General features: G+C 66.8%; 8 protein-coding genes and 1 tRNA gene. 4 read left to right on the forward strand and 5 right to left on the reverse strand.

Annotated elements, in window-relative coordinates:
* From GJ693_RS11820 to GJ693_RS11830, 3 genes are all read left to right on the forward strand, one after another.
* On the forward strand, nt 1–893 hold an 893-nt coding region (locus tag GJ693_RS11820; protein ID WP_328598834.1), incomplete at its 5' end, for an ATP-dependent helicase C-terminal domain-containing protein.
* 125 nt (nt 894–1,018) lie between these two features.
* Nucleotides 1,019–1,207 carry a hypothetical protein gene (locus GJ693_RS11825; protein WP_197042151.1) on the forward strand — a complete coding sequence of 63 codons (189 nt, stop codon included), beginning with the start codon at nt 1,019–1,021 and terminating at the stop codon, nt 1,205–1,207.
* 250 nt (nt 1,208–1,457) lie between these two features.
* Nucleotides 1,458–4,595 (forward strand): TonB-dependent receptor domain-containing protein, encoded by a 3,138-nt coding sequence (locus tag GJ693_RS11830; RefSeq protein ID WP_197042152.1) that lies wholly within the window; start codon nt 1,458–1,460, stop codon nt 4,593–4,595.
* A gap of 176 nt (nt 4,596–4,771) precedes the next feature.
* On the opposite strand, the gene GJ693_RS11835 is transcribed toward GJ693_RS11830, so the two are convergent.
* The 5 genes from GJ693_RS11835 to GJ693_RS11855 all read right to left on the reverse strand — a co-directional run bounded on the left by GJ693_RS11835 (nt 4,772) and on the right by GJ693_RS11855 (nt 7,182).
* Nucleotides 4,772–4,845, reverse strand: a tRNA-Arg gene (locus tag GJ693_RS11835).
* A 51-nt stretch (nt 4,846–4,896) separates the two neighbouring features.
* The gene (locus GJ693_RS11840) at nt 4,897–5,319 is read right to left on the reverse strand and encodes a DUF1178 family protein (RefSeq protein ID WP_156256505.1); all 423 of its coding nucleotides are present in this window, start codon (nt 5,317–5,319) and stop codon (nt 4,897–4,899) included.
* Nucleotides 5,316–6,137: a carbon-nitrogen hydrolase family protein gene (locus GJ693_RS11845; RefSeq protein ID WP_156256506.1), complete on the reverse strand. Its 822-nt coding sequence runs from the start codon at nt 6,135–6,137 to the stop codon at nt 5,316–5,318. Before GJ693_RS11845 ends, GJ693_RS11840 begins: the two co-directional genes overlap by 4 nt.
* Nucleotides 6,134–6,391 carry a glutaredoxin 3 gene (grxC, locus tag GJ693_RS11850; RefSeq protein ID WP_156256507.1) on the reverse strand — a complete coding sequence of 86 codons (258 nt, stop codon included), beginning with the start codon at nt 6,389–6,391 and terminating at the stop codon, nt 6,134–6,136. Before grxC ends, GJ693_RS11845 begins: the two co-directional genes overlap by 4 nt.
* A gap of 41 nt (nt 6,392–6,432) precedes the next feature.
* Nucleotides 6,433–7,182 carry a ComF family protein gene (locus GJ693_RS11855; protein ID WP_156256508.1) on the reverse strand — a complete coding sequence of 250 codons (750 nt, stop codon included), beginning with the start codon at nt 7,180–7,182 and terminating at the stop codon, nt 6,433–6,435.
* Between the two features lie 44 nt (nt 7,183–7,226).
* Between GJ693_RS11855 and GJ693_RS11860 the strand changes: the two genes are divergently transcribed.
* The coding region (locus GJ693_RS11860) for a class I SAM-dependent methyltransferase (protein ID WP_156256509.1) at nt 7,227–7,978 on the forward strand (752 nt) is incomplete at its 3' end.

Raw genomic sequence — 7,978 nt, forward strand, 5'->3', positions numbered from 1 at the left:
GCTTCCTGATGGCCAATGGCCGCGCGGTTGCCGTGCCGCCCGACTCCTCGCTGGCGCGGCTCGACTGGATCGTGGTCGCCGATGCCAGCGGTTCGGCGGCCGGCGCGCGCCTGCTGCTCGGCGCGCCGCTGCACGGTGATGTCGAGAAATTGCTGGCCAACCGGATCGAAAGCAGGGCGGTCTTCGCGTTCGATCCCGCCACCACCGGCATCACCGCCGAAACGCAGCGTCGGCTGGGCGCCATCACCCTGGCCCGGCAGCCGGTGGAACGGCCTGATCCAGCCCGGGTGCGCGCGGCGCTGCTGGGCGCGGTGGCCGAACAGGGGCTGATGCTGCTGCCCTGGGGGGAGGCGGGACTTGCGCTGCGCGCCCGGCTCGCCTTTGCGGTCGCCCACGGCCTCGACCTGCCGCCCAGCGATGATGCGGCACTGGTCTCCAGCCTTGATGCGTGGCTGGCGCCGCTGCTGAGCCGCCGCCTGTCTGACCTGTCTGACTCCCAGCTGGCCGAGGCGCTGCTGAACCGTCTGGACTGGAACCAGCGCCAGCGCCTCGACGCCTTCGCGCCTCCCCGCTTCAGCACGCCGGCCGGCAGCAGCCACGCCATCGACTATGCCGCCGATGGCGGCCCGGCCGTGGATTGTCGCGTGCAGGCCCTGTTTGGATTGGCGCGTCACCCGATGGTCGCAGACGGCCGGGTGCCGCTGACCCTGCGTCTGACCTCGCCTGCGGGCCGCCCGATCCAAGTGACCAGGGATCTGCCCGGATTCTGGGCGGGCAGCTGGGCCGAGGTGAAGAAAGACCTGAAAGGCCGCTATCCCAAGCATCCCTGGCCGGACAATCCGCTGGAGGCGCCTCCGACCTTGCGCGCCAAGCGGCCGGGGCAGCCGGGCTAGATTAAACTCGAAGGACCTGTTGTGATGCGGGCACAGTAAGGGGGACCTGGGATGGACAACGCCGCAATCGCTGAAGCGCTGTTCGACGCGCTGGCCAGCCAGGATGACCAGCGGGTGCGGGCCCTGTGCGCGCCGCCACCGCCACCGGCTTTGTCGAGGAGCATGCAGTGCGCGGCACGCTGGCTGATGGAGCCCGCCTTGATCTTGCCGTGTGGGTGGTCGCCGATGTGCGCAATGGACGGGTGACGCAGGCCAGAGAATATCTCGACATGGCGGCCGCCGCGCCGTTGATCGCGGCCCTCGCCGCCGCCTGAGCCTGGGGACCGCGGCCTGACACTGCGACCTGCTGCCACGTTGCAGCAAGGTTACACGCTGTTAGGCGTGTGACACTGACGTTACGCTTTTAATTCACCCGCATTTCCAGAGATTTCGGAAGTGTAAACGCGAGACGGATGAGGGTCCGGCTGGCGCGGGTGACCTGTGTGGCGTTGGTGGCCTGCGCCACTGTGCGCACGTCAGCATTACAAAAAAGTCATAACCAAATCCATGCAGAAGGGCAAGCGCATGATGGGTTCAGTTCGGGGTATCTTGAGGGACAATGTTGGGCGGTCGGCACTGCTGATTGCCATGGTGCTGGGCAGCCAGCCGGCGCTGGCGCAGGGCGCAGCAGCGGAAGCGGACGCGGCGGCGGCCGAGGACACTGGGGTGATGATCGTCACCGGTTCGCGCATTGCGCGCCGCGACGTGGAATCGAGCTCGCCGATCCAGATCATCGACAGCAAGGCGCTCGACACGCGCGGCTTCAGCACGCTGGCCGAAGCGCTGAACGAGCAGCCCGCCTTCGGCATTCCCGGCGCGTCGCCGGTCGGCTTTGGCCAGTCCAGCTTTGGCGCTGGCCAGAGCTTCGTCAACTTCCTTGGCCTCGGCTCACAGCGCACCCTGACCCTGGTCAACGGCCGCCGCTTCGTGTCGTCCAACACCGGCTCGGTGTTCGGCCCGACCGGTTCGGGCGGCAGCCAGGTTGACCTCAACACCATCCCGACCAAGATGATCGACAGGGTGGAAACCGTCGCCGCCATCGGCGCGCCGATCTACGGCTCCGATGCCATTGCCGGCACCATCAACATCATCCTGAAGAAGGATTTCGAAGGCATCGACGTCGACGGCCAGTATGGCGGCGCAACGCGCGGTGATGCGCCCAACTGGCGTCTGCGCGCCCTGGTCGGCAAGAATTTCGCCGGCGGTCGCGGCAATATCACGCTGGGCGGCGAATACAGCAAGTCCAAGGGCCTGCTGTTCAACCAGCGGCAGGTGACGATCAGCGACGATCGTTTCGACGACGCTCCGGCCGGTGGCAGCCCGTTCGCCCGTGTGCCCTATCGCGATTTCCGGGTGCCCTCGATTGCCACCTCCGGCGTGCCGCTGGTTGGCGACTTCATCTCCACCAGCCCGCAGCAGTCGAATGTATTCTTCGGCGATCCGTCGCTGAACTTCGGCGTCAACGGCGCCAACAACAGCCAGCTCAAGTTCGACAACGCCGGCAACCTGATTCCGATCGATTTCGGCAGCACCATCGGCCGTGACGACGCCTTCAGCCTGTTCACCAGCGGCGGCAATGGCTATCGCCTGACCGACGTCGAGAATCTGGTGACCGATCTGGAGCGCTGGAACGCCACCGCCACCGCGTCCTATGAGATCAGCGACAAGGTGCGGCTGTTTGCCGAAGGCTGGTACAGCGTCTCGCAAGGCCGCAACCTGGCCAGCCAGCCGACCTATCAATACGCCTTCTTCGATGCGGCCGGGAACCCGGATGGCAATTTGATCATTCCGCTGTCCAACCCGTTCCTCTCGGCCGCGACGCGCACCGCGATCCAGGATTCGATCAACAACAACCCGCTATCGGACCAGAATTTGATCGGTGAGGGCTTCGTCCAGGATTATTTCTATCTTGGCCGTGCCAACTTCGATCTGTCGCCTGGCGTGTCCACCGGCCGTGTGCAGGTGCTGCGCGGCGTGTTCGGCCTCGAGGGCAGCTATGAGCTGTTCAAGGGCCGCGAATGGAACTTCGGCATCAGCCTGACCTATGGCACCTCCACCACCAGCAGCCGCAACCCGGAACTGGTGCAGCAGAACTTCGTCAACGCCCTCAATGCCGTGCGCAATGAAAGTGGCACCATCGTGTGCGCGCCGGGCTATACCAACGCCCCGATCGCCACGTTGAGCTCGACCTGCGCGCCGCTCAATCCGTTCGGCAACCAGGTGTCGGATGCGGCCAGGGCCTATGTCACCACCATCGCGACGCCGCGCAACCTCAACAGCCAGACCGATTTCCTGGTCACCACCTCGGGCCCGGTGGCCACCCTGCCGGGCGGCGATCTGGCAGTGTTGTTGGGGTATGAGCATCGCGAGGAAACCTCGCGCTTCGATCCGGGCACCTTCTATTTCGGTTCGGGCAGCGGTGACAGCAGCCAGCGTGGCCAATATGGCCGGTCGACGCCGATCGATCCGGTCTATGGCAAGTTCATCACCAACGAGATCTTCGGCGAATTGAATGCCGACATCATCTCGCCGAAGAACGACGTGAAGTTCGTCCACGAGCTGTCAGTGAACTCCTCGGCCCGCTATATCTGGAACACGCTGGCCGGCGGCGATCTGACCTGGACCGTCGGCGGGCGCTATGCGCCGGTTGCCGGGCTCACCTTCCGCGGTGCCTTCACCCGCGCGGTGCGGGCGCCGTCGGTGACCGAAGCCTTCAACCCGCGGTCGAGCGGCTTCTTCTTCGCCACCGACCCGTGCGACCAGACCCAGATCACGCGCGGCCCCGATCCGAGCACGCGTGCCGCAAACTGCGCGGCGGCGGGTGTGCCGGCCGGGTTCAACTCGCTGTCTGACCAGCGCTCGTTCCGCGGCTTCACCTTTGGCAACCCGTTCCTGCAGAACGAGAAGTCCAACAGCTTCACCCTGGGCATGGTGCTGGCGCCCAAGGCCATCCCCGGCCTGACGGCAACGGTTGACTATGTCAGCGTCCGCCTGTCGAACGCGATCAGCCAGTTCAGCGCCACCCAGGTGGTGTCCGCCTGCTATGACTCGGTGAACTTCCCGGACAATCCCTTCTGCTCGCTGGTCCAGCGCGATGAAGATTTCCAGATCTCCAGCGTGGGCACGACGTTCTTCAACTCGGCCAATCTGCGCTACAAGGGCATCCTGGCGGCGGTGAACTATCGCACCGCCACGCCGTTCCTGGGCGCGGACAGCCACGTGATGCTGGGCGTGAGCTATCAGTATCTCGACACGCTGACTGAGCAGGTGACGGCGGGCGCAGTGCCGCTGGTGAAGGATAACACCCCTGGCTATTCGCGGCACAAGGGTGTGTTCACCTTCAACTATGACAACGGCCCGTTCAATTACCAGGCGCAGGTCCAGTATATCGGCAGCGCCAATGGGGACAACAACGCGCCGGCGAACTTCTATTCGATCAATCGGATCAATGAAGTCGCCTTCGTCAACATGTCGGTGTCGTACGACATCACCAAGATGATCACGCTGCGCGCCAGCGTGGACAATATCTTTGATGCCAAGCCGCCGTCGCCGTTCCCGGTGATCGGCACCACCAACACCGCCGACGGCAGCAACAGCCTCAACACCTATTTCCCGGGTGTGATCGGCACGTTCGTGCGCGTTGGCATGGGCGTGCACTTCTAGGCGTCACGCCTGCGCAGGATTGGGGTGGCCGGACTTGGGTTCGGCCACCCCTTTTTTGTGAAGGGCTTTGGAGCACGGGGTTGGGGGATCGGCCGTATGTTGGCGGCCAACAATTTCAACCAGCCGCCAGAGCACGGGGTTGGGGGATCGGCCGTGCGCTGGCGGCCACAAAAACGTGCACCCGGCAGGATTCGAACCTGCGACCTGCGGTTTAGGAAACCGTCGCTCTATCCTGCTGAGCTACGGGTGCGCAGGTTTCCAAGGCCATGATGCGCGCTGCGGTTCAAGTGGAATTTGCGCGTCAGGCATCCGATCGGGCGCGCGGCCGGAACGGCAGCGGCAGCAGCGGCACGCCGTCTTCGCGCAGCGCCTTCACCTCGTCCGGGGTGGCTTCGCCGTGCACGCTGCGGGCCTCGCCGGCCTGGTGGATGGCGCGGGCTTCGGCCGCAAAGCGATCGCCGACATAATCGCTGCCGGCTTCGAAGGCGCGTTGCAGCATCAAGAGCCGGGCCATGGGATCGTCGTTGGCCAGGCTCTGCCGTTCGGTCTGCTGGTTGGACTTGGCAGGCACAGCCGGTGCCATCACCGCCTTGCCCACCTTGGTCGAGCCGCACAGCGGGCATTCGAGCAGGCCGCGCTGCTGCTGATCGTCGAAATCGCGGCTGGACCCGAACCAGGCTTCGAACCGGTGGGCCTGTTCGCACACCAGGTCATAGACGATCATGCGCTGACAACGCGGAACGGGCGGGCATGGTCGAGCGCTGGCACCTTGCCGCGCGCCGCCGTCACTGCCGCCAGATCGATGGTGGCACGGCCGATGCCTGGTGCTTCGCCCATGTCGAGCACCACCTCGCCCCACGGCGAGATGACCAGGCTGTGGCCATAGGTGACGCGGCCGTCTTCGTGCTCGCCAGTCTGGGCGGCGGCGACGACCCAGCAGCCGGTCTCGATGGCGCGGGCGCGCAGCAGCACGTGCCAGTGCGCCTGGCCGGTGGGCCGGGTGAAGGCGGCGGGCACGGCGATGATCTGGGCGCCGGCTTCGGCCAGGGCGCGGTGCAGCGCGGGAAAGCGCACGTCATAACAGATGGTCAGGCCCAGCCCGCCCCACGGCGTCTGCGCCACCACCGCCTCCTCACCGGCGTCATAGGCGGCGGATTCGCGCCAGCTTTCGGTGCCCAGTGCGACGTCGAACAGGTGAATCTTGGCATAGCGCGCGGCGATCGCGCCATCGGGGCGGATCAGGAAGCCGCGGTTGACCGATTTGTCAGCGCTGCCTTTCAGCGCCAGGCTGCCGAGATGGACCCAGACCTCGTGGCGGGCGGCAGCGGCGCGGACGGCGGCGAGCACCCCATCATCAGCCTCATCGCGGATCTTGCCCGCCGCCCGCGCCCGGTCGCGATCGAGCATGCCACTCATTTCCGGCGTGAAGACGATTTGCGCGCCCTGGGCGGCGGCCTCGCCGATCTGCGCGGCCAGCCGTTCGGCTTCGGCAACCGGGTCGATGCCGGTATTGGTCTGCAGGATGGCGAGGCTGAGCGTCATGCCGCCAGCAGCGGATCAAGCCCGCCGGCGCGATCGAGCGCCTGCAGATCGTCACAGCCACCAATGTGGCGGCCGTCGATGAAGATCTGCGGCACGGTCTGGCGGCCGCCAGAGCGCTCCAGCATTTCGGTGCGGCGCGGCCCGCCGATGGAAATGTCGATCTCTTCAAACGCAGCGCCCTTGGCGTTCAGCAGCGCCTTGGCCCGCGTGCAGAAGGGGCAGAGGAACTTGGTGTAGATTTCAATTCTGGCCATACTGTCCCATCCTCAGCGATCCCCCCGGTATCGCATGCGTGTCATGCCCCCTGCCCCTCGCGCAAGGCACGGGCATAGGTCAAGACCTCCACTTGTCGCGCCCCGCTGGCCCGCAGCCGACGGGCGCAGGCCGCCACAGTGGCGCCAGTGGTCATCACATCGTCCACCACCACCACCAGCCGGCCCTTGATCGCCTCGGGCCGCGCCACCCGAAAGGCCCCCGCGACATTCTGCAATCGGGCCTTTCGGGTCAGGCCCTTTGTGCTCGGCGTCGGCTTGACCCGTTCCAGCGCATCGACCAGCAGCGGCCGGCCGGATTGGCGGGAAAGCTGGCGGGCAATGCTGGCGGCCTGGTTGAAACCGCGCTGCCACAGCCGCCAGCGGTGCGACGGCACCGGCACGATCACGGCATCATCGGGCAGATCGCCGGCAACCCGCAGCATGGCGCGGGCCATCATGCGCGCCAGGTGCAGGCGGCGGCCGTGCTTGAGCGCCAGCACCAGCTGCCGCGTTGGCCCACCATAGGCAAAGGGCGCGCGAGCCCGATCAAAGGCGGGGGGGTCGGCCAGGCAGGCGCCGCAACGGGCGGCTGCATCGCCATCATGCGGCAGCGTCACGCCGCAACATGCGCATTGCGGCGGCCCGAGCCCCTGCAGCTGGCCGAAACAGGCGGCACAAAAGCGGTCATCGCCATCAACCATCTCGCCGCAGCCGGGGCAGCGTGGCGGCAGCACGACATCGATCACGGCGCGCAGCGGCAGGGTGGCGAGGCGAAGGGCGCTTGTGGCCATGGCGGCAGTTTGCGCCTCGGCTGGGCTGGCGTAAAGGGCGGTGGATGGATGAAGCCCAACAGGACTCTGGCCCTTTTGATGCCGCGCTGCGCCGCCGCCGCCATGCCCGCGCGGCAGCGCGCTTTGACCTTGTGGCTTTTCTGCACGATCTGATGGCCGATGAAGTGCGCGAGCGGGTGGCGCTGGTGGCGCGGCCGTTTGCCGACGTGCTCGATCTGGGTGGGCCGCGAGCCGTCTGGTCCGGTGCGACCCGCCTGGCGCTGACTTCGGGCGAGCCAGGTGTTGTGGTGGGCGATGAAGACCGGCTGCCCTTTGCCGATGCCAGCTTCGACCTCGTCGTCTCGGCCGGCGCGCTGACCACGGTTAATGATCTGCCCGGCGCGTTGGCCGGCATCCGCCGCGTGCTGCGCCCGGATGGCCTGTTCGTGGCGGCCTTTGTGGGTGGCATGAGCCTGATCGAGCTGCGCGCCTGCCTGCTGGAGGCCGAGGCCGCCATCACCGGCGGCGCCGGCAGCCACACCGCGCCGATGGTGGAAGCCAGTGCCGCCGCTGGCCTGCTCGCCCGCGCCGGCTTTGCCATGCCGGTGGCCGACGTGGAGCGGCTGACCCTGCGCTATGCCAGCCTGTTCGGCCTGTTCGATGATCTGACCGCGATGGGCGCGCGATCGGTGCTGCGCCAGCGTCGGCCGCTGCGCCGCGATGTGCTGATGGCGGCGGCGGAGCGCTTTGCCGCGCTGGCCGATGCTGATGGCAAGACCGGCGTGACCGTGGAGATCCTGCACGTCGCCGGCTGGGC

Origin of the sequence: Sandarakinorhabdus oryzae, from assembly GCF_009733735.1 — a bacterium.
GTDB classification, from domain to species: domain Bacteria; phylum Pseudomonadota; class Alphaproteobacteria; order Sphingomonadales; family Sphingomonadaceae; genus Sandarakinorhabdus; species Sandarakinorhabdus oryzae.

Coding starts and splice junctions, on each gene's coding strand:
- GJ693_RS11855 (WP_156256508.1), bottom strand. CDS start 7,182: ATGGCCACAAGCGCCCTTCGCCTCGCCACCCTGCCGCTGCGCGCCGTG.
- GJ693_RS11830 (WP_197042152.1), top strand. CDS start 1,458: ATGATGGGTTCAGTTCGGGGTATCTTGAGGGACAATGTTGGGCGGTCG.
- GJ693_RS11845 (WP_156256506.1), bottom strand. CDS start 6,137: ATGACGCTCAGCCTCGCCATCCTGCAGACCAATACCGGCATCGACCCG.
- GJ693_RS11840 (WP_156256505.1), bottom strand. CDS start 5,319: ATGATCGTCTATGACCTGGTGTGCGAACAGGCCCACCGGTTCGAAGCC.
- grxC (WP_156256507.1), bottom strand. CDS start 6,391: ATGGCCAGAATTGAAATCTACACCAAGTTCCTCTGCCCCTTCTGCACG.